This is a genomic window from Pseudomonas sp. OG7, from assembly GCF_014192825.1.
GTDB lineage: Bacteria > Pseudomonadota > Gammaproteobacteria > Pseudomonadales > Pseudomonadaceae > Aquipseudomonas > Aquipseudomonas monteilii.
The window spans coordinates 234,132-254,591 of the sequence record NZ_JACHYK010000003.1 but is presented as its reverse complement, the minus strand read 5'-3'; the positions used below and the strand labels follow the sequence as shown (position 1 = coordinate 254,591).

Below are 20,460 nucleotides of genomic sequence, written 5' to 3'. Positions count from 1 at the left end.
GCCACGGCAGTGCCGCCGGTCCCCGTGTGGGGTGCCGGCGGTCGTAGTTGTTCTACTTCACCTTGGTGGTGGCGAAGTTATTTTTGGTCAGAGGGCTGATCACGTAGCCCTCCACGTTGTCACGCATGGCCACGAACACCTTGGGGTGGGCCATGCTGATCCAGGGTTGGTCGTCATCGTACACCTTCAATGCCTCGCTATAGAGCCTTGCACGTTCGTCGTCGTTGATCACTTCGCGGGCGCGGGTGATCAGCTCCTGGAATTTCGGGTTGCACCAGCGGGCGTAGTTTTCGCCGTTCTTCGCCGCTTCGCAGCTCAGCAGCGGGGTGAGGAAGTTATCGGGGTCGCCGTTGTCGCCGGCCCAGCCGGTAGACACCAGGTCGGCTTCGCCCTTTTTGGCGCGGCGCAGCATTTCGGCCCACTCCATCACGCGGATATCCAGCTTCAGGCCGATCTGCTTCAGGTCAGCCTGCAGCATTTCGGCGGAGAGCCGCGGGTTAGGATTGGTCATGCCGCCGCCGTTGCGGGTGAACAGCGTGATCACCGTGCCCTGCGGCACGCCAGCTTCCTTGAGCAGCGCGCGCGCCTTGTCGAGGTCGCGTGGCGGGTTCTGGTTACGGGTGTTGTAACCGATCATGGTCGGTGGATAAGGGTTCACGCCGACCAGCGCATTGCCTTTGCCAAAAAGCTGGTCAACGTGGGCCTGGCGGTCGAAGGCCATGTCGATGGCTTTGCGCACGCGCACATCGCTGAGGTATTTGTGCTCGGTATTCATGGCGATGTAGCCGGTGACCAGCGCTTCGGTCTCGGCCACCTTGAGCCTGGGGGCGGCCTTGATCGCCGGTACGTCTTCCGGCTTGGGGTACAGCGCGATCTGGCACTCGTTGGCGCGCAACTTCTGCAGGCGCACGTTGCTGTCGGTCGCGATGGCGAACACCAGGGCATCGGCCGGCGGTTTGCCCCGGAAGTAGTCCGGGTTGGGCTTGAAGCGGACCTGGGCGTCCTTGTTGTAGCGCTGGAAGATGAACGGGCCGGTGCCGATCGGCTTGCTGTTCAGCTCGGCGGTTTTACCGGCCTTGAGCAACTGGTCGCCGTATTCGGCGGAATAGATCGACGTGAAGCCCATGGCCATGTCGCGCAGGAACGGTGCTTCGGCCCGGGTGAGGGTGATCACCACGGTGTGGTCGTCAGTCTTGTCCACCGACTTGAGCAGGCTCTTGAAGGCCATGCTTTCGAAATACGGGTAACCGACACTGGTCTTGTCATGCCAAGGGTGCGCAGGGTCGAGCTGACGGCGCAGGCTCCATAGCACATCGTCGGCGTTGAACGTGCGCGTGGGGGTGAAGTAGTCGGTGCTGTGGAATTTGACGCCCTGACGCAAATGGAAGGTGTAGGTCAGGCCGTCTGGGGAAATGTCCCAGCGTTCGGCCAGCGCTGGCTCGATGTCGGTTGTACCTGGCTTGAAGTCGACCAGGCGATTGAACAGCGTTTCGGCGGTGGCATCGAACGTGACGCCGGTGGTGTACTGCACAACGTCGAACCCTTCCGGGCTGGCCTCGGTACACACCACCAGCGGTTTGGCCGCTAGCTGCGTGGCGCTGCTCAGCACCAGCGCGGCCAGGGCAAGGCGTAACGGTATCGATTTGATGAAAGCGCTCTGCATGGGTCACGGACTCCCGGCTTGCATTGATTCCAGCGTAGCTGCCACGGCCCGCAGCGAAACGGGCCGTGGCGCCAGCGGTCAGAGAATGTTGAATGGAATGGTGGTCACCACCCGGAACTCGTCGAGGCTGCCGTCACCTTGTGCCTTGCTGGCGCGGTGCGCGGTATAGGTGGCGCGGATGCTGGTGTCTTTCAGCGGCCCGCTTTGCACCGCATAGCTGGTGCCGATGCCCCACTCGTAGTGGTTTTCGCCGTCCAGGCCATTCACGTCGTAGGCCGTGCCACGGTAATGGGTGCCGTCGATACCCCAGCCACGGGCGTTGTACAGGTTGAACTTCAGGCCCGGCACGCCATAGGGCGCCATGTTCAGTACGTAGGAGATCTTCAGCGATTTTTCGTTGGGGCCGTTGAAGTCCGACAGCAGCGAGTTGGCCAGGTAGATGCCGTTGGTCTCGTGCAGGTAGTCGAAGTACTCGTTGCCGTTGACCTGCTGCCAGGAGGCACCGAGGGTGTGGGCCTGATGGGTCAGGTCGAGCGACAGGCTGTAGACGTCGTTGTCGATCTTGCCCATTTTCTGGCTGCCGGCGTCTACGGTCTTGTAGTAGTTCAGGCCGGTGCTCAGGCTGAGTACCGCGCTGTCGCCCAGCATGTGGTTGGCGCCGAAGTAGTACTGGTTCCAGAAGTCGTCGACCTTGGTGGCGTACAGGCTGGTGCTCAGGCTCTTGAACGGCTGGTAGTTGATGCCGGCGGTACTGGCGCGGTCGGTTTCTACGCCGGTGGCGCTGTATTCGCTGCGGAATTTGCTGAGGCTTTGCTCGGTACGCGGCGAGACGCGGTCGAAGGTGCCCGCGTCGAAGCTGAGATTTTCGAACTCGGCGCTGTGCAGGAACGCACCCTGGAAACTCGACGGCAGGGCGCGGTTGCCGATGTAGGCGATCATCGGCGTGTCCACCGACTGACGGCCGAGGGTAAGGGTGGTGTTGGACACGCGCGCCTTGATATTGCCCAAGCCCAGCTTGCTCCACTGGCCGATGGGGTCGCCATCGCTGTGGGTGAGCGTGCGGTTGTTGGGGCCGGCGACGGCCTGGCGGCTCTGTTGCAGGGCGATGGCGTTATAGCCGGCGGCCTCGACGGCAAAGCCTACGGTGCCTTGGGTGAAGCCGGAGCTGTAGTTGAGGATGGTGCCCTGCAGCCAGTTTTCGCGGCTGTGGGTGGCGTGGCGGGTGCCGTCGCTTTTGTAGTAGCGCCACAGCGGGGCGCGGGCGGCGCGCTCGCGGGCGTACCAGTTGCGCGTGGTGCCGGACAGGCTCTGGCCGTCGATGAAGCCGCTGGCTTGTGCCTGCTCGCTGCTGGCTTTGAGGGTGAGTGGAATGTATTCCTGGCTTTGCGGGTCGGCCTGCGCCACGGTGGATAAGGCACTGATGGATAAAGCCAGTGCGGTCAAGGTGAATACTCTCAAGGTTGAAGCTCCCATTCTTTTCTAGTTATTGCCGGCCTTGTGGGCCGGATGGTTGTTGCGGTGTTGCCAGGGTTGCCGCGGGATCACCGGGCTAAATCGGGGGCGTTGTGTTGGCCGGTACTGGCTAACGCTTAATCAACACTCACACCGGAAAAATCATTGCGCCCAAACGGGCTGACCTTGAACTGGGAAACCTTGACGCTGAGCGGTTGGTTAATCGTGGAATGCGCAACCGGGGTAATCGGCACCTGTTGCTTCAACCGCTGCTGGGCCTGCTGGTACAGGGCGGTGCGCTGGGTGCGGTCGGTAACCTGCTTGGCTTGCTTGACCAGGCTGTCGTACTGCGGGTCGCACCACAGCGAGTAGTTGTTGCTGCCGATGGCATCGCAGCTGTAGAGGGTGCCCAGCCAGTTGTCCGGGTCGCCGTTGTCACCGGTCCAGCCGATCAGGGCGATGTCGTGCTCGCCGCTTTTCATGCGCTTGATGTACTCGCCCCATTCATAGCTGACGATGCGCACCTTGAAGCCGAGCTTGCTCCAGTCGGCCTGGAGCATTTCAGCCATCAGCTTGGCGTTAGGGTTGTACGGGCGCTGTACGGGCATGGCCCACAGGGTTACCTCGGTGCCAGGCTTGACCCCTGCCTGCTGGAGCAGCTGTTTGGCCTTTTCCGGGTCGTAGGGTGCGTCCTTGAGGCTTTCGTCATAGGACCACTGGGTGGGCGGCATGGCGTTGACCGCCTGTTGGCCGGAGTCCTGATACACCGCCTGGATGATGGCTGTCTTATTCACCGCCATGTCCATCGCCTGGCGTACTTCCAGGCGGTCGAATGGCGGGTGCTGGGTGTTGTAGGCGATGTAGCCGAGGTTGAAGCCCGGCTGCTGCAGCACCTGCAGCTTGTTGTCGGCCTTGAGTGCCGGCAGGTCGGCCGGGCGTGGGTGCAGGGTGACCTGGCATTCGTTGCGGCGCAGCTTCTGGATACGCACTGAGGGGTCGATGTTGATCGAGAACACCAGGTTGTCGATCTTCACTTCATTCGGTGCCCAGTAATCCTTGTTGCCCTTGTAGCGGATCTGCGAATCCTTCTGGTAACGCTGGAACACGAACGGCCCGGTGCCGATGGGCTGCTGGTTGATGTCGCTGGGGCGACCGCTGGCCATCAGTTGGTTGGCGTATTCGGCAGAGAGGATGGAGGCGAAACTCATGGCCAGGTTCTGGATGAACGCGGCGTCGACTTCGTTGAGGGTGAACTTCACCGTGTGCTCGTCGAGTTTCTCCACCTTGGCGATGTTCTTGTCCAGGCCCATGCTGATGAAATAGGGAAATTCGGTGGGGTAGGCCTTGCGGAACGGATGGCCCTTGTCGAGCATGCGATTGAACGTGAACAGCACGTCGTCGGCGTTGAAGTCACGGCTCGGGCTAAAGGCCTTGTTGCTGTGGAACTTCACCCCTTCGCGCAGGTGGAAGGTGTACTGCAGGCCATCGTCCGATACCTCCCAGTGCGTCGCCAGGGCAGGGTGTACGGCGGTCCCGCCGCGCTCGAACTCCACCAGGCGGTTGTAGATCGGTTCGGCGGCGTCGTTGTCGGTGGCGGTGGTGTACTGGGCGGTGTCGAAGCCGGCAGGGCTGCCTTCGGAGCAGAACACCAGGTTGTTGGCCAGCAGGGCCGGGGATTGGCTGAGCAGTCCGAGGGCTAGCAGGGTCGATAGGCAAGTAGCGTGGCGCATGGCGAGTCCTTTTTCATCTGTTTGCACCGCCTCGGGGTACGAATGACGGCAACAGTTCGCCTACCCCGCGGCGGGTAGCCGCAGGACGACATGAAGAGGTGATGGGGGAAGGCACCCGCTATTGTGCGGGTGCCGCAGTTACCCTATTTTTCCACGCTGACGCCATAGAAGGAGTTCAGCGCAAACGGGCTGATCTTGAAGTCCTTCACCTTGGCGCTCATTGGCTGGTACACGGTGGAGTGGGCGATCGGGGTGATCGGTACCTGCTCCTTGAGTATGTGCTGTGCTTTCTGGTACAGCTCGGTGCGCTTGGCCTGGTCGGAGGTGGCCTTGGCCTGCTTGATCAGGTCGTCGTAGGGCTTGAAGCACCATTTGGAGAAGTTGTTGCCATCGACCGCATCGCAGCCGTAAAGGGTGCCCAGCCAGTTGTCCGGGTCGCCGTTGTCGCCGCTCCAGCCAATCAGCATCGCGCCCTGTTCGCCGCCTTTGGAGCGTTTGATGTACTCGCCCCATTCGTAGCTGACGATTTTTGCCTTGATGCCGATCTTGGCCCAGTCCGATTGCAACATCTCGGCCATCAGCTTGGCATTGGGGTTGTAAGGGCGTTGCACGGGCATGGCCCACAGGGTGATTTCAGTACCTTCCTTGATGCCGGCTTCCTTGAGCAGTTGCTTGGCCTTTTCGGGGTCGTATGGCGCATCCTTGATGCTGTCGTCATACGACCACTGGGTCGGCGGCATGGCGTTGACGGCCAACTGGCCGGCGCCCTGATAGACCGACTCGATGATCTTCTTCTTGTCCACCGCCATGTCCAGCGCCTGGCGCACTTTCAGCTGCGCCATCGGGTTGGCCTCATTGCTGCCCTTGATCTTGTCCATCACGTTGTAGGCGATGTAGCCGAGGTTGAAGCCGGCCTGCTGTGGCATTTGCAGGTTCTTGTCGGCCTTTAGCGGCTCGATGTCGGCCGGGCGGGGGAACAGGGTGACCTGGCACTCGTTCTTCTTCAGCTTCTGCATGCGCACCGAGGCGTCGGTGGTGATGGCGAAGATCAGGTTGTCGATCTTCACATCATCGGGCTGCCAGTAGTCCTTGTTGCCCTTGAAGCGGATCTGCGCGTCTTTCTGATACTTGCTGAACACGAACGGGCCGGTACCGATCGGCTTCTGGTTGATGTCGGCCGCCTTGCCGTTGTTCAGCAACTGGTCAGCGTATTCGGCGGACTGGATGGAGGCGAAACTCATGGCCAGGTTCTGGATGAACGCGGCGTCGACTTCGTTGAGGGTGAACTTCACCGTGTGCTCGTCGAGTTTCTCAACCTTGGCGATGTTCTTGTCCATGCCCATGTCGGTGAAGTACGGGAACTCGGTGGGGTAGGCCTTGCGGAACGGGTGGTCCTTGTCGAGCATGCGGTTGAAGGTGAACAGCACGTCGTCGGCGTTGAAGGGGCGGGAGGGCTTGAAGTAGTCGGTGGTGTGGAACTTGACGCCTTCACGCAGGTGGAAGGTGTAGGTCTTGCCGTCGTCGGACACTTCCCATTTGGTCGCCAGGCCCGGGATGACTGCTGTACCGCCGCGTTCGAACTGGGTCAGGCGGTTGAACACGGTCTCGGCCGAGGCGTCGAAGTCGGTCCCGGTGGTGTATTGCCCCGGGTCGAAACCGGCCGGGCTGCCTTCGGAGCAGAACACCAGGTTGGACGCGGCAAGCGCCGACGGTGCGCCGGTGAGCAAGCCTGCACCCAGCAGGAACGGAATGACTGCGTGTTTGAGCATGGTGGCCTCATTGTTGTCATTTTTCGGATGAGGTGGCCTCGTGAGCCGACCTGCGGATACTTATGCAGGGGATGTTCCCAATGCAACAGGTAGAAGGATAGTTGGCGTCAGAAAGGTGGTACGTTCGTACATGGATGTCGCATCGGTATAACTTTCGACGAAGTTAAACGTTTGCGCAGGCAAAATGATGGCATTTTGCAGGATGTTTCGAGGCGGGATTAAATGTAGGAAGCACCTTAGTGGTGCGTAGGAAATGTCTGAAATCGCAAAATTGAAGGTGGGCGCGGTCTTTGTGGGAGCGCCCCGGCAAGGCCGCTCCCACAGCGAGTTCGTAGCTTTTACGGCATCTGCACTTCGATCAAGCCATCGGCATTCATGCTCACTTCACTGGTACCCGCCTCGATATCCGGCGCTGGCGCCGCCTCGTCAGCCCCCATGGCCTTCATTGCCATCGGTGCGCTACGCAGGTACGGGCGCGGGTAGCCGCTGCTGTTGAGGTTCAGGCTGACCACTTTGTAGCCCTTGCCGCCCAGCGCCTCGGTGGCCAGTTGCGCACGCGCCTTGAAGGCATCGACTGCGTCCTTGAGCAGTGCATCCTCGCTGGCCTTGCGTGTGGCCGGGGCAATGGAGAAGTCCATGCCGCCCATTTTCAGTTCTTGCAGCAGGTCGGCGGTAAGCTGGGACAGGGCCGGGAAGTTGGCGCTTTCCAGGCGCAGCTCGGCGCGCTCGCGCCAGCCGGTGATCTTCTGGCCCTTGCTGTCATAGACCGGGTAGCTGTTGCGGCTGCCCTGGCTGATCTTCACGTCCTTGACCTGGCGCGACTGCTGCACGGCCTTGTTCATGGTTTCGGTGATCTGCTTGGCGAGCTTGCCCGGGTCGGTGTTCTGCGCTTCGCTGTACAGGGTCACGACCATCAGGTCACGCGCCACTTCCTTGCTGACTTCGGCACGCAGCGATACCTGGTTGTAACGCGGTTCATCGGCAGCCAGCACCGGCAGGCTGGCGAGCAGGCCGCAAGACAGGACAAGGGCGGCGCCGCGACGAGGGATTTGCATGTGGTACTCCTTGGCAATAAAAGGCGTGGGGTCTGGTCATCCATTCCACGCATGGCCCATGTGACCGGCAACAGTGTAGTGGGTTCAAAAGTGCCATCATGAACCTGTGACAAAGTGTGGCGCTTTGCCGCATCGCTGCAGCGAGGCGCCCGGCTTCGGTATACTCCAGCCGATTTTTCTGGAGCACTCATCAGGAGAGCTCATGCTCGCCGCCGAACAACCGCTGTCTGCTACCCGCCAGAACCTCTGGCGCCTGACCGTCATTCGGGTCCTGGTCCTGGCTGCCCAGGCAGGCTCCGTGGGCGTTGCCTACTGGACCGAACTGCTGCCTTTACCTTGGCTGTCGCTGGCTGGCACCTTGGCCTTGTCCTCGCTGCTGTGCGCCTTCACGGCCCTGCGCCTGCGCCTGTCGCTGCCGGTCACCGAAATGGAATATGCCCTGCAGCTGGCCTGCGACCTGCTGATCCACAGTGCCTTGCTGTATTACTCCGGTGGCTCGACCAACCCGTTCGTGTCGTATTACCTGGTACCGCTGGCGATTGCTGCGGTGACTTTGCCGTGGCTGTATTCGCTGATTCTTTCGGGCATTGCCCTGACGGCCTACAGCCTGCTGCTGGTACAGTTCTACCCGCTCGAAGGCCTGCCGATGGCGCGGGACAAAATGCAGGTGTACGGCATGTGGCTCAGTATTGCCCTGGCCGCGGCGGTGATCACCTTCTTTGCTGCGCGCATGGCCGAAGAGCTGCGCCGCCAGGAGCAACTGCGTTCCGAGCGCAGGGAAGAAAGCCTGCGAGACGAGCAGCTACTGGCCGTGGCCACCCAGGCCGCTGGCGCCGCCCATGAACTGGGCACGCCGTTGGCGACCATGAGCGTGCTACTGAATGAAATGCGCCAAGACCACGCTGACCCGTTGCTGCAAGAAGACCTGCAGATCCTTCAGGACCAGGTAAAACTGTGTAAAGAGACTTTGCAGCAGCTGGTGCGCGCCGCCGAAGCCAACCGCCGCCTGGCGATCGTGGAGCAGGACGTGACTGCCTGGCTGGACGAGGCGCTGAACCGCTGGCACCTGATGCGCCCGGAAGCCAGTTACCGCTTCCAGCGCCTGCGCGACGGCAAAGTGCCGCGCCTGACGCCGCCACCGGACCTGACCCAGGCGTTGCTGAACCTGTTGAACAATGCCGCCGATGCCTGCCCCGATGACCTGGAAGTGCGCCTGGACTGGGATGCCCACGACATCGTCATCAGCATCCGCGACCACGGCCCGGGCGTGCCGCCGGCCATTGCCGAAGCCATCGGCAAACCCTTCATTACCACCAAGGGCAAAGGCTTCGGCCTTGGCCTGTTCTTGAGCAAGGCCAGCGTGACCCGTGCGGGCGGTTCGGTGAAACTCTATAGTCATGAACAGGGTGGCACCCTGACCGAACTGCGCCTGCCCTATGGCAAGCGAGGAGATGAATGATGAGCGAAGAAAACCAGGTCGAAAGCGAAGAGCTGCCGCACCTGCTGCTGGTGGACGACGATGCCACCTTCACCCGGGTCATGGCCCGAGCCATGAGCCGCCGCGGTTTCCGCGTGAGCACTGCCAGTTCTGCCGAGGAGGGCTTGATCCTGGCCCAGCAGGACCTGCCGGACTACGCCACGCTGGACCTGAAGATGGACGGCGACTCGGGCCTGGTGCTGCTGCCCAAGCTGCTGGAGCTGGACCCGGAAATGCGCGTGGTGATCCTGACCGGTTACTCGAGTATTGCCACGGCGGTGGAGGCGGTGAAGCGGGGCGCCTGCAACTACCTGTGCAAACCGGCCGACGCCGATGACGTGTTGGCGGCGCTGTTGTCGGAGCACACCGACCTGGATACCCTGGTGCCAGAAAACCCGATGTCGGTCGACCGCCTGCAGTGGGAGCATATCCAGCGCGTATTGAATGAGCACGAGGGCAACATCTCGGCCACTGCACGGGCGCTGGGCATGCACCGGCGTACCTTGCAGCGCAAATTGCAGAAGCGGCCGGTTCGGCGCTGATTCTTGCAGGGCCTGTACCGGCCTCTTCGCGGGCACGCCCGCGAAGAGGCCGGTACAGGCATTGGATAATCTCAAAGACAATTCCTTTTATCACGCTCGATCCCCGCAAATCCCAGCCGTTGGCGTATCATTAGCCCCCTAACGGCAACCCCCCTCCAGGATCGCTTGCGCATGCTCGCCCTTCTTATCCAGACGCTGAACATCACGGCACCGGTCTTCGCCATGCTGTTCATGGGCGTACTGCTCAAACGCATCCATCTGATCGATGACAACTTCAACCGCGTCGCCTCGCAACTGGTGTTCAACGTCTGCATGCCGGCGCTGCTGTTCCTCGGCATCTACCACGCCGACCTGGCCTCAGCGGTAAAACCGGGTGTCATCCTCTACTTCATCGTCGCCACTCTGGTCGGTTTCGCCATCGCCTGGGGCCTGGCCATCTGGCGCAGCCCGCTGGCAGAGCGAGGCATCTATACCCAGGGCGCGTTTCGCGGCAACAACGGCGTGATCGGCCTGGCCTTGGCCGCCAGCCTGTACGGTGACTATGGTATCTCCTTGGGGGCGGTGCTCGCCGGCCTGGTCATCCTCATGTACAACTCGCTGTCGGCAGTGGTACTGGCGGTGTACAGCCCGGACCTCAAGTCCGACCCGTGGAGCATCTGCAAGAGCATTTTCAGCAACCCGTTGATCATCAGCGTTTTGGTCGCCACGCCCATGGCCTACGGCCAGGTGCCGCTGCCCAACTGGCTGCTGACCTCGGGCGATTACCTGGCGCAGATGACCCTGCCGCTGGCGCTCATCTGCATTGGCGGCACACTGTCGCTGGCGGCGTTGCGCGACAGTGGCAGGCTGGCCATCGATGCCAGCCTGGTGAAGATGGTCTGGCTGCCACTGCTCGGTACCCTCGGTGCATGGTTGTGCGGTTTCCGGGGGGCGGAGCTGGGTATCCTGTTCCTGTACATTGGCAGCCCGACCGCAGCCGCCAGCTATGTGATGGCGCGAGCGGCCAATGGTAACCATGAGCTGGCAGCGTCGATCATCGTGATTACCACGCTAATGGCGGCGATCACCACCAATATCGGCATTTTCATCTTGCAGTGGGGCGGATGGATCTAGATCCTTGACTGCAAACAACACAAAAACACAGCCTCACTGAGCTAAAGGACACTTCATGCAAGACCAGAGCACGCCCGAGCGGTTACAGCGCGGGCTGAAGAATCGCCATATCCAGTTGATCGCGCTGGGCGGGGCCATCGGCACCGGTTTGTTCCTGGGCATCGCCCAGACCATCCAGCTGGCAGGCCCTTCCGTCCTGCTGGGCTATGCCATCGCCGGCCTGATGGCTTTCCTGATCATGCGCCAGTTGGGCGAAATGGTGGTGGAAGAGCCGGTCGCCGGCAGCTTCAGTCACTTCGCCCACCAGTACTGGAGCGAGTTCGCCGGCTTCGTGTCGGGCTGGAACTACTGGGTGGTGTACGTGCTGGTCGGCATGGCCGAGCTGACTGCGGTGGGCATCTACGTGCAGTACTGGTGGCCAGAGTTCCCGACCTGGGCCACGGCAGCGATCTTCTTCGTGGTGATCAACCTCATCAACCTGACCCAGGTAAAAGTCTACGGCGAGATGGAGTTCTGGTTCGCCCTGGTCAAGGTGGTCGCCATCGTCAGCATGATCGGCTTTGGCGCCTGGCTGTTGAGCAGCGGCCATGGCGGCCCGGATGCCAGCGTGGCCAACCTGTGGCAATACGGCGGCTTCTTTCCTAACGGTGTCACTGGCCTGGTGATGGCGCTGGCGGTGATCATGTTCTCGTTCGGTGGCCTGGAGCTGGTGGGTATCACCGCTGCCGAGGCTGACAACCCTCGCCAGAGCATTCCCAAGGCCACCAACCAGGTGGTTTACCGCATCCTGATCTTCTACATCGGTGCCCTGGCGGTGCTGCTGTCGCTGTACCCGTGGCAGAAGGTGGTGCAGGGCGGCAGCCCGTTCGTGATGATCTTCCACGAGCTGGACAGCGACCTGGTAGCGACCATCCTCAACATCGTGGTGCTGACGGCCGCGCTGTCGGTCTACAACAGCTGTGTGTATGCCAACAGCCGCATGCTGTTCGGCCTGGCCAGCCAGGGTGACGCGCCGCGTCAATTGCTGAAAGTGAGCCGCAGCGGTGTGCCGCTGACTGCATTGGGTGTTTCGGCCTTTGCGACCGGCCTGTGCGTGGTGATCAACTACCTGATGCCGGGTGAGGCCTTTGGCTTGCTGATGGCCCTGGCGGTGTCGGCATTGGTCATCAACTGGGCGAGCATCAGTATTACCCACCTGAAATTCCGAAAGGCCAAGCTGGCCGCCGGCATTACCCCGTTCTACAAGAGCTGGGGGCACCCGTTGACCAACTACCTGTGCCTGGCGTTCATCGTGCTGATTCTGGTGGTGATGTACCTGACGCCGCCGATCCGCATCTCGGTGATGCTGATCCCGGGGTGGATCCTGGTGCTGTGGGTGGCCTTCAAGATGAAGAAGGCTCGCCAAGCCAGGTAAGACAGTGCCGGCCTCTTGGCGGGTTTGTCCGCGAAGAGGCCGGTACAGGCAACTACTGATAGCTGTCGATCACTTCCTGTGCCGCCCTGAAGGCATCAATCGCCGCCGGCACTCCCGCATACACTGCGCAATGCAGCAATGCCTCGCGAATCTCCTCCACCGTACAGCCATTGTTCAATGCCCCGCGCACATGCCCCTTGAGCTCTTGCGTGCACTTGAGTGCCGTCAGCGTGGCCAGGGTAATCAGGCTGCGGGTCTTCAGTGGTAGCCCCGCGCGGGCCCATACGCTGCCCCAGGCATGTTCATTGACAAAGTCCTGTAGCGGCTGGGTAAAGTCGGTGGCATTGCCCAGTGCGCGGTCGACGAATGCATCGCCCATTACCTGGCGGCGAATCTGTTCGCCGGTCTTGTTGCTATCAGCCATGTTGTTTTCCTTAGTGTTGGCGGCGCCAGGCGCGCACGGTGGTGAACAGCAACACCATGGCGAGTACCGGCAGTACATAGAACAGCATCAAATGCTCAAGACGACCAGCCAGCGGCATGCCCATGGTAAAGGCCGCTACGTGCAGGCCATAAGCCAGGTACAGGCAAAGGAATACCAGGCCTTCGGCACGGGTGACGCGATAGCCGGAATAAAACACCGGCAGGCTCAGTGCCGCAACGCCAAGCATCACCGGCAGGTCGAAAGACAGCGCGTTGGGTGAGATCGACAGGGGCTCGGGCGTGACGAGTGCGGTCAGGCCCAATACAGCCAGCAGGTTCAACAGGTTGCTGCCGATCACTGTACCCACGGCAATTTCCCGTTCGCCGCGCAGGGCGGCAATCAGTGCGGCGGCCAGTTCAGGCAGGGAGGTGCAGATGGCGACAACGGTAAGGCCAATGATGCGCTCGGACAGGCCCAGGTCGGTGGCAACCTCCACAGCGGCCTCCAGCAGCAGGTGGCCCGCCAGGCTCAGCAAGCCAAGGCCGGCCAGCACCTGCAGCAGCGTGCCGGACCAGAAACGCCCGGCACCGGTTTTTGCGCTGTCCGGGGCAGGGTAGGTACGGGCATAGTGGCGTGACTGGTGCCAGAGCATCGCCAGGTAGCCGCCCAGACCCAGCAGCAACAGCCCTCCTTCAACCCGGCCCAAGTGGCCGTTGGCAGACAGCGCATAGACCAGGCCGCTGGCGATGATCATCAGCGGAATGTCCAGGCGCACCAGTTGGCGCGACACGCGCAGGGGAATGATCAGCGCGGCCAGGCCAAGAATGACCAGCACGTTGAAGATATTACTGCCGATTACGCTGCCCACCGCCACATCCGGCGCGCCCTGGTAGGCAGCCTGCAAGCTTACGGTAAGTTGTGGCGCGGTACTGCCGAAGGCCACCAGGCTCAGGCCGATGATCAGCGGGCGTACGTGAAGACGCTGGGCCAGGCGCAGCGCGGCGCGCACCAGCAACTCGGCGCCGCACACCAGCAACACCAGGGCGATGCCCAGTTGCAGGAGGCTGAAGGTGGGTAGGGTAGCCAGGTCGAAAATGGTCGGACTCCTGTCGCGTCAGTCGCTAAGCCCTTGTACTCGCACGCGCGCTGTTCCGCTACGGAGCATGCCGATTTTTTCTGCGGCGGCGCGTGACAGGTCGATCAGCCGGCCGCGGGTATGTGGGCCACGGTCGTTGATGCGTACCACCACACTGCGCTGGTTGGCCAGGTTGGTCACCAGCACGCGGGTGCCGAAAGGCAGGCTGCGGTGGGCGGCGGTAAGGCCATGCTGGTTGAAGGGTTCGCCGCTGGCGGTGCGTTTGCCGTGGTGGCGTGAACCGTAATAGGAGGCGGTTCCGGTTTTGTCATAACCGCGTGGGTCGATGTCGTGGCTGGCGCAGCCGGCCAGGAAAGCGAAGAGGGCCAGGGTGCCGAGGGATCGTTTTAGCAAGTCAGGTGCTCTCCAGTGCGGCCATTCGCGGCTAAAGCCGCTCCTACAGGTACGGCGCAGCCCTTGAGAGCGGCGCCGTACCTGTAGGAGCGGCTTTAGCCGCGAACGAGGGCGAAGCCCTCGCAGCATTAAAGGGGTAAAACAATCACCCTTCGAGCTTGGCCTTGAGCAATTGGTTCACCTGCCCCGGGTTGGCTTTGCCTTTGGACGCTTTCATTGCCTGGCCAACGAAGAAGCCGAACATCTTGCCACGCTTGGCTTCATCGGCCGCGCGGTACTGTTCGACCTGCTCGGCATTGGCTGCCAGCATCTCGTCGAGCATCTTGTCGATCGCACCGGTGTCGGTGACCTGCTTCAGGCCTTTGCTCTCGATGATGCTGTCGGCGTCGCCTTCACCGGCAGCCATGGCCTCGAACACGGTCTTGGCAATTTTGCCGCTGATGGTGTTGTCGCGGATGCGCAGCAGCATGCCACCCAGTTGTGCGGCGCTGACGGGCGCCTGGTCGATTTCGACACCCAGCTTGTTCAGCAGGCTGCCCAGTTCGACCATGACCCAGTTGGCGGCCAGCTTGGCATCGCCACCGATCTTGACCACTTCTTCGAAGTAGTCGGCCTGTTCGCGGCTGGACGCCAGCACGTTGGCGTCGTAGGCCGACAGGCCGTACTGGCTCTGGAAGCGCTCGACCTTCTGCGGGGGCAGTTCCGGCAGGCCGGCGCGGACGGTTTCGAGGAAGCTGTCCTCGATGACCACCGGCAGCAGGTCCGGGTCGGGGAAGTAACGGTAGTCGTTGGCTTCCTCCTTGCTGCGCATGGAGCGGGTTTCGTCCTTGTTCGGGTCGTACAGGCGGGTTTCTTGCACCACCTTGCCGCCGTCTTCGATCAGGTCGATCTGGCGCTGGATTTCGCTGTTGATCGCGCGCTCGATGAAGCGGAACGAGTTGACGTTCTTGATCTCGCAGCGGGTGCCGAATTCGGCCTGGCCTTTCGGGCGGATCGACACGTTGCAGTCGCAACGCAGCGAGCCTTCGGCCATGTTGCCGTCGCAGATGCCCAGGTAGCGCACCAGTGCGTGGATGGCCTTGACGTAGGCCACGGCTTCCTTGGCGCTGCGCATGTCCGGCTCGGAGACGATTTCCAGCAGTGGTGTGCCGGCACGGTTCAGGTCAATGCCGGTGGAGCCGCTGAAGTCTTCGTGCAGGCTCTTGCCGGCGTCTTCCTCAAGGTGCGCGCGGGTGACCCCGATGCGCTTGATGGTGCCGTCCTCCAAGGCGATGTCCAGGTGGCCCTTGCCGACGATCGGCAGGTCCATCTGGCTGATCTGGTAACCCTTGGGCAGGTCCGGGTAAAAGTAGTTCTTGCGCGCGAACACGTTGCGCTTGCCGATTTCGGCATCGATGGCCAGGCCGAACATGCACGCCATGCGCACGGCTTCCTGGTTCAGCACCGGCAGTACGCCAGGCATCCCTAAGTCAACCAGGCTGGCCTGGGTGTTCGGCTCGGAGCCAAAGGTGGTGGCGCTGCCGGAGAAGATCTTCGACTGGGTGGCGAGCTGAGTGTGGATTTCCAGCCCGATCACAACTTCCCATTGCATGTGTGAATTCCTCAGAAGCCGTTGGGGGCGCGGGTGTGCCAGTCGGTCACTTGCTGGTAGCGGTGCGCGACGTTGAGCAGGCGACCTTCCTGGAAGTACGGCGCCAGCAACTGCACGCCGACCGGCAGGCCGTCGACGAAGCCGGCCGGCATCGACAGGCCCGGCAGGCCCGCCAGGTTGGCGGTGATGGTGTAGACGTCTTCCAGGTAGGCGGCGACCGGGTCGCTGCTCTTGGCGCCAAGCTTCCAGGCCGGGTTTGGCGTGGTCGGGCCGAGGATCAGGTCGACGTCGTTGAAGGCGGCCATGAAGTCGTTCTTGATCAGGCGGCGGATTTGCTGCGCCTTCACGTAGTAGGCGTCGTAGTAGCCGGCCGACAGGGCGTAGGTACCAACCATGATACGGCGCTGTACTTCAACGCCGAAGCCTTCGCCACGGGAGCGCTTGTACAGGTCGGTGAGGTCCTTCGGTGCTTCGCAGCGGTAGCCGAAGCGCACGCCGTCGAAGCGCGACAGGTTGGAGGAGGCTTCAGCCGGAGCGATCACGTAGTAGGCCGGGATGGCGTGCTGCATGTTCGGCAGGCTGATTTCCTTGACCACGGCGCCGAGCTTTTCCAGCTCCTTGACGCTGGCCTGGACCAGGTCGGCGATGCGCGGGTCGAGGCCGGCGCCGAAGTATTCCTTCGGCAGGCCGATGCGCAGGCCCTGCAGCGAGGCGTTGAGGTTGGCGCTGTAGTCCGGCACCGGCTCTTCGATGCTGGTGGAGTCCTTGGCGTCGAAACCGGCCATGCCTTGCAGCAGCAGGGCGCAGTCCTCGGCAGTGCGGGCCAGCGGGCCACCCTGGTCGAGGCTGGAGGCGTAGGCGATCATGCCCCAGCGCGAAACGCGACCGTACGTCGGCTTGAGACCGGTGAGGTTGGTCAGTGCTGCCGGCTGGCGGATCGAGCCGCCGGTGTCGGTGCCGGTGGTGGCCGGCAGCAGGCGTGCAGCCACGGCAGCGGCCGAACCACCCGACGAGCCGCCCGGAACGTGTTCGAGGTTCCACGGGTTCTTCACCGCGCCGTAGTGGCTGGATTCGTTGGCCGACCCCATGGCGAATTCGTCCATGTTGGTCTTGCCCAGGGTGACCATACCGGCTTCGGCCAGCTTGGCGACCACGGTGGCGTCATACGGCGCCTTGAAGTTGTCGAGCATCTTCGAGCCGCAGCTGGTGCGCACGCCGTTGGTGCAGAACAGGTCCTTGTGGGCGATGGGGGCACCCAGCAGCGCGCCGGTTTCGCCAGCGGCGCGACGGGCGTCGGCGGCACGCGCCTGGCCCAGGGCCAGGTCTTCGGTGACGCTGATGAAGCTGTTGATCTGAGGGTCGAGCTGCTTGATGCGCGCCAGCAGGGCGCCGGTCAGCTCTTCGGAAGAAAACGACTTGTCGGCGAGTCCGCGGGCGATCTCGGCCAGGGTCAATTGATGCATGGCAGGCTCTATCCCTTACTCGATGACTTTGGGAACCAGGTACAGACCGCTTTCGGTCGATGGCGCGATTGCCTGGTAGGCATCACGCTGGTTGCTTTCGGTGACCTGGTCGGGGCGCAGGCGCTGGCTGGCCTCCAGGGGGTGGGCCAGGGGTTCGATGCCAGTGGTATCGACCGCTTGCATCTGGTCAACCAGCCCGAGAATGCTGTTCAGGGCGTCAGTAATGCGTGGCAGTTCGCCATCATTCAGGCCCAGGCGGGCCAAATGGGCGATCTTTTCCACGTCGCAGCGTTCAAGCGCCATGGGGATCTCCAGGGGAAACAAAGAACGGAATTTGGGTCCGCAGTGAGGAACATGTCAGCTTTCTGACGGTCTAACGGCCGCGAATTTCTGCTGGCGTGCTCGGAAAAACAGCCAATTTAACATATTGGCTCCTTGCCCAAAATCCCTGCCATTGTTAGAGTTTGCCGCACTTTTTTACCCACGCTTTCCCCAGGGTCACTTTCCCATGTTCAAGAAACTGCGTGGCATGTTTTCCAGCGATCTTTCCATCGACCTGGGTACTGCCAACACCCTTATTTACGTGCGTGAGCGCGGTATCGTCCTGAATGAGCCCTCGGTTGTTGCCATCCGTACCCATGGCAACCAGAAAAGCGTTGTCGCCGTCGGTACCGAAGCCAAACGCATGCTGGGCCGTACGCCTGGCAATATTGCTGCCATTCGTCCGATGAAGGACGGCGTCATCGCCGACTTCAGCGTGTGCGAAAAAATGTTGCAATATTTTATCAACAAGGTTCACGAGAACAGCTTCCTGCAGCCAAGCCCGCGTGTGCTGATCTGCGTGCCGTGCAAGTCGACCCAGGTAGAGCGCCGCGCCATTCGCGAGTCGGCCCTGGGGGCCGGTGCCCGTGAAGTGTTCCTGATCGAAGAACCCATGGCTGCCGCCATCGGTGCCGGCCTGCCGGTTGAGGAAGCCCGCGGTTCGATGGTCGTCGATATCGGTGGTGGTACCACTGAAATCGCCCTCATCTCGCTGAACGGCGTGGTTTATGCCGAATCCGTCCGCGTTGGCGGCGACCGCTTCGATGAAGCCATCGTCACCTACGTGCGCCGCAACTACGGCAGCCTGATCGGTGAGTCCACCGCGGAGCGCATCAAGCAGGAAATCGGTACTGCCTACCCGGGCGGCGAAGTGCGCGAAGTCGACGTGCGTGGCCGTAACTTGGCCGAGGGCGTACCGCGTGCCTTCACCCTGAACTCCAACGAAGTGCTCGAAGCGCTGCAGGAATCGCTGGCGACCATCGTCCAGGCGGTCAAGAGCGCCCTGGAGCAGTCGCCGCCCGAGCTGGCTTCGGACATCGCCGAGCGTGGCCTGGTGCTGACCGGTGGTGGCGCGCTGCTGCGTGACCTCGACAAGCTGCTGGCCCAGGAAACCGGCCTGCCGGTGATCGTCGCCGAAGACCCGCTGACCTGTGTCGCCCGTGGTGGCGGTCGCGCTCTGGAGATGATGGACAAGCACGCGATGGACCTGCTCTCCAGCGAGTGATCCCACTTGCTGTTCGCGAGCGCCCGGTTTACAGGTAGTACGCACAGTGCTACCTGTATGTGCTGGGCTGGCGCCCGTTCAGGGCGCCGTATCCGTCAACCCGCAACCAGGCTGGTGCGTTGTCCCATGTCCAATGACCTCCTGAGTCGTCCACGAGGAACGGCCCATTAAACCGCTTTTCTCCAAGGGCCCTTCGCTGGGCGTTCGCCTGCTCGTTCTGGTGGTGATGTCGGTCGCGTTGATGGTTGTCGACGCGCGTTTTGACGTGCTCAAACCCGTGCGCAGCCAGATGGGCGTGGTACTGATGGAGTCGTACTGGATCACCGACCTGCCGCAGCGTGCGTGGCAAGGTGTGGCCGGCCAGTTCGGCAGCCGCAACGAACTGATCGCCGAAAACGAAAAGCTCAAGACCGAGGCCCTGCTGCTGCAGGGGCGCCTGCAGAAGCTGGCGGCCCTGACCGAGCAGAACGTGCGCCTGCGCGAGTTGCTGAACTCTTCGGCGCTGGTCAACGAAAAGGTCGAAGTGGCCGAGCTGATCGGTGTCGACCCCAACCCGTTCACCCACCGCATCCTGATCAACAAGGGCGAGCGTGACGGCGTGTTCCTCGGCCAGCCGGTGCTTGATGCCCGGGGCCTGATGGGCCAGGTGGTCGAACTGATGCCTTACACCTCGCGGGTGCTGCTGCTGACCGACACTACCCACAGCATTCCGGTGCAGGTCAACCGTAACGGCCTGCGCGCCATTGCCAGCGGCACGGGCAACCCGGAGCGCCTGGAACTGCGCCATGTGGCCGATACCGCCGACATCAAGGAAGGCGACCTGCTGGTCAGCTCCGGCATGGGTCAGCGTTTCCCGGCAGGTTACCCGGTGGCCACGGTCAACGAAGTGATTCACGATTCCGGCCAGCCGTTCGCCATCGTGCGCGCCATCCCCACCGCCGCGCTCAATCGCAGCCGCTACATGCTGCTGGTGTTCAGTGACCGGCGTACCCCGGAACAGCGTGCTACCGATGCAGCTATCGCCCAGGAAGAAGCTGACCGTAAGGGCGCCTCGGCCCCTGGCCAGCCGGTAAGCCCGGGCGAGCAGGGCGTGCCAGCCAGCACCGCGCCCGTTGTACCGGCCACGACGGCCGTACCCGCCGCGCCGGCCGCTCAGCCAGCAGCTCCGGCTGCTGCCCCTGCCACGCCGGCTGCCGCGCCTGCCGCACCCGCTCACACCCGGAGGCAATGATGCCTGCATCGCGCCGCAACAACGGCTGGGTCATCTGGCTGACTTTTGCTATCGGCCTGCTGCTCAGCGTCTCGCCCATGCCGCAGTTCATGGAAGTGTTCCGGCCCATGTGGCTGGCCTTGCTGGTGTCGTTCTGGACCCTGGCCGTGCCGAACAAGGTTGGCATGACCACGGCGTTCGTGCTGGGCTTGGCCGAAGATGTGCTGTATGGCACCTTGCTGGGGCAGAACGCACTTATCCTGACCCTCATAACCTTCCTGGTGCTGTCGCTGCAACAGCGCTTGCGCATGTTCCCCATGTGGCAGCAGAGCCTGGTCATCCTGGTGATCTTCGGCATCGCCCAGTTGATCCAGCTGTGGCTCAGCGCACTGACCGGTAATCGCCTGCCTACCCTGGCGCTGGTCTGGTCGGCGGTCATCAGTGCCTTGCTCTGGCCTTGGATCAGCTTTGCCCTGCGCGACCTGCGCCGACGCTTGCATATCAACTGACGGCGACGTCGAC

Annotated in this window: 18 protein-coding genes; 7 read left to right on the top strand and 11 right to left on the bottom strand. The window is 62.3% G+C overall.

Features of this window, described 5'->3' with window-relative positions:
* Positions 1 to 52: 52 nt before the first annotated feature.
* From FHW75_RS09310 to FHW75_RS09290, 5 genes are all read right to left on the bottom strand, one after another.
* Positions 53 to 1,663 (bottom strand): ABC transporter substrate-binding protein, encoded by a 1,611-nt coding sequence (locus tag FHW75_RS09310; RefSeq protein WP_019098682.1) that lies wholly within the window; start codon positions 1,661 to 1,663, stop codon positions 53 to 55.
* A 78-nt stretch (positions 1,664 to 1,741) separates the two neighbouring features.
* A complete protein-coding gene (locus tag FHW75_RS09305) occupies positions 1,742 to 3,121 on the bottom strand; it encodes an OprD family porin (RefSeq protein ID WP_025753798.1) in 1,380 nt (459 codons plus the stop codon).
* Between the two features lie 131 nt (positions 3,122 to 3,252).
* Positions 3,253 to 4,845, bottom strand: coding sequence for an ABC transporter substrate-binding protein (locus FHW75_RS09300; RefSeq protein ID WP_019098684.1), 1,593 nt, complete (start codon positions 4,843 to 4,845; stop codon positions 3,253 to 3,255).
* 143 nt (positions 4,846 to 4,988) lie between these two features.
* Entirely contained in the window at positions 4,989 to 6,614 is a 1,626-nt protein-coding gene (locus FHW75_RS09295; RefSeq protein WP_025753796.1) for an ABC transporter substrate-binding protein, read from the bottom strand.
* A 338-nt stretch (positions 6,615 to 6,952) separates the two neighbouring features.
* Positions 6,953 to 7,669 (bottom strand): SIMPL domain-containing protein, encoded by a 717-nt coding sequence (locus FHW75_RS09290; protein WP_016713165.1) that lies wholly within the window; start codon positions 7,667 to 7,669, stop codon positions 6,953 to 6,955.
* 202 nt (positions 7,670 to 7,871) lie between these two features.
* Between FHW75_RS09290 and FHW75_RS09285 the strand changes: the two genes are divergently transcribed.
* The 4 genes from FHW75_RS09285 (at position 7,872) to FHW75_RS09270 (ending at position 12,215) form a co-directional block, all read left to right on the top strand.
* Positions 7,872 to 9,128, top strand: coding sequence for an ATP-binding protein (locus FHW75_RS09285; RefSeq protein ID WP_019098686.1), 1,257 nt, complete (start codon positions 7,872 to 7,874; stop codon positions 9,126 to 9,128).
* Positions 9,128 to 9,688 carry a response regulator transcription factor gene (locus FHW75_RS09280; protein WP_003255244.1) on the top strand — a complete coding sequence of 187 codons (561 nt, stop codon included), beginning with the start codon at positions 9,128 to 9,130 and terminating at the stop codon, positions 9,686 to 9,688. The genes FHW75_RS09285 and FHW75_RS09280 overlap by 1 nt, the downstream gene beginning before the upstream one ends.
* Before the next feature lie 171 nt (positions 9,689 to 9,859).
* Positions 9,860 to 10,801, top strand: a complete 942-nt coding sequence (locus FHW75_RS09275; RefSeq protein WP_025753795.1) for an AEC family transporter — start codon at positions 9,860 to 9,862, stop codon at positions 10,799 to 10,801.
* Between the two features lie 55 nt (positions 10,802 to 10,856).
* Positions 10,857 to 12,215, top strand: a complete 1,359-nt coding sequence (locus FHW75_RS09270) for an amino acid permease (RefSeq protein ID WP_019098687.1) — start codon at positions 10,857 to 10,859, stop codon at positions 12,213 to 12,215.
* Positions 12,216 to 12,267: 52 nt separating this feature from the next.
* On the opposite strand, the gene FHW75_RS09265 is transcribed toward FHW75_RS09270, so the two are convergent.
* The 6 genes from FHW75_RS09265 to gatC form a co-directional block, all read right to left on the bottom strand.
* Positions 12,268 to 12,639, bottom strand: coding sequence for a carboxymuconolactone decarboxylase family protein (locus FHW75_RS09265; RefSeq protein ID WP_019098688.1), 372 nt, complete (start codon positions 12,637 to 12,639; stop codon positions 12,268 to 12,270).
* 10 nt (positions 12,640 to 12,649) lie between these two features.
* The gene (locus FHW75_RS09260; RefSeq protein WP_159266700.1) at positions 12,650 to 13,693 is read right to left on the bottom strand and encodes a calcium/sodium antiporter; all 1,044 of its coding nucleotides are present in this window, start codon (positions 13,691 to 13,693) and stop codon (positions 12,650 to 12,652) included.
* Between the two features lie 60 nt (positions 13,694 to 13,753).
* A complete protein-coding gene (locus FHW75_RS09255; RefSeq protein WP_019098690.1) occupies positions 13,754 to 14,128 on the bottom strand; it encodes a septal ring lytic transglycosylase RlpA family protein in 375 nt (124 codons plus the stop codon).
* A gap of 145 nt (positions 14,129 to 14,273) precedes the next feature.
* Complete coding sequence (gatB, locus tag FHW75_RS09250) at positions 14,274 to 15,719, bottom strand: Asp-tRNA(Asn)/Glu-tRNA(Gln) amidotransferase subunit GatB (RefSeq protein ID WP_016713158.1); 1,446 nt, start codon at positions 15,717 to 15,719, stop codon at positions 14,274 to 14,276.
* Between the two features lie 11 nt (positions 15,720 to 15,730).
* On the bottom strand, positions 15,731 to 17,182 hold the full coding sequence (gene gatA, locus FHW75_RS09245; RefSeq protein ID WP_025753792.1) for an Asp-tRNA(Asn)/Glu-tRNA(Gln) amidotransferase subunit GatA: 1,452 nt from the start codon (positions 17,180 to 17,182) through the stop codon (positions 15,731 to 15,733).
* A 15-nt stretch (positions 17,183 to 17,197) separates the two neighbouring features.
* Complete coding sequence (gatC, locus tag FHW75_RS09240) at positions 17,198 to 17,485, bottom strand: Asp-tRNA(Asn)/Glu-tRNA(Gln) amidotransferase subunit GatC (protein ID WP_003255165.1); 288 nt, start codon at positions 17,483 to 17,485, stop codon at positions 17,198 to 17,200.
* 205 nt (positions 17,486 to 17,690) lie between these two features.
* On the opposite strand from gatC, the gene mreB reads away from it, so the two are divergent.
* From mreB to mreD, 3 genes are all read left to right on the top strand, one after another.
* A complete protein-coding gene (mreB, locus tag FHW75_RS09235) occupies positions 17,691 to 18,728 on the top strand; it encodes a rod shape-determining protein MreB (protein WP_003255163.1) in 1,038 nt (345 codons plus the stop codon).
* Positions 18,729 to 18,954: 226 nt separating this feature from the next.
* The gene (mreC, locus tag FHW75_RS09230; RefSeq protein ID WP_025753791.1) at positions 18,955 to 19,959 is read left to right on the top strand and encodes a rod shape-determining protein MreC; all 1,005 of its coding nucleotides are present in this window, start codon (positions 18,955 to 18,957) and stop codon (positions 19,957 to 19,959) included.
* Positions 19,959 to 20,447, top strand: coding sequence for a rod shape-determining protein MreD (gene mreD / locus FHW75_RS09225; RefSeq protein ID WP_016713154.1), 489 nt, complete (start codon positions 19,959 to 19,961; stop codon positions 20,445 to 20,447). Before mreC ends, mreD begins: the two co-directional genes overlap by 1 nt.
* Positions 20,448 to 20,460 lie beyond the last annotated feature (13 nt).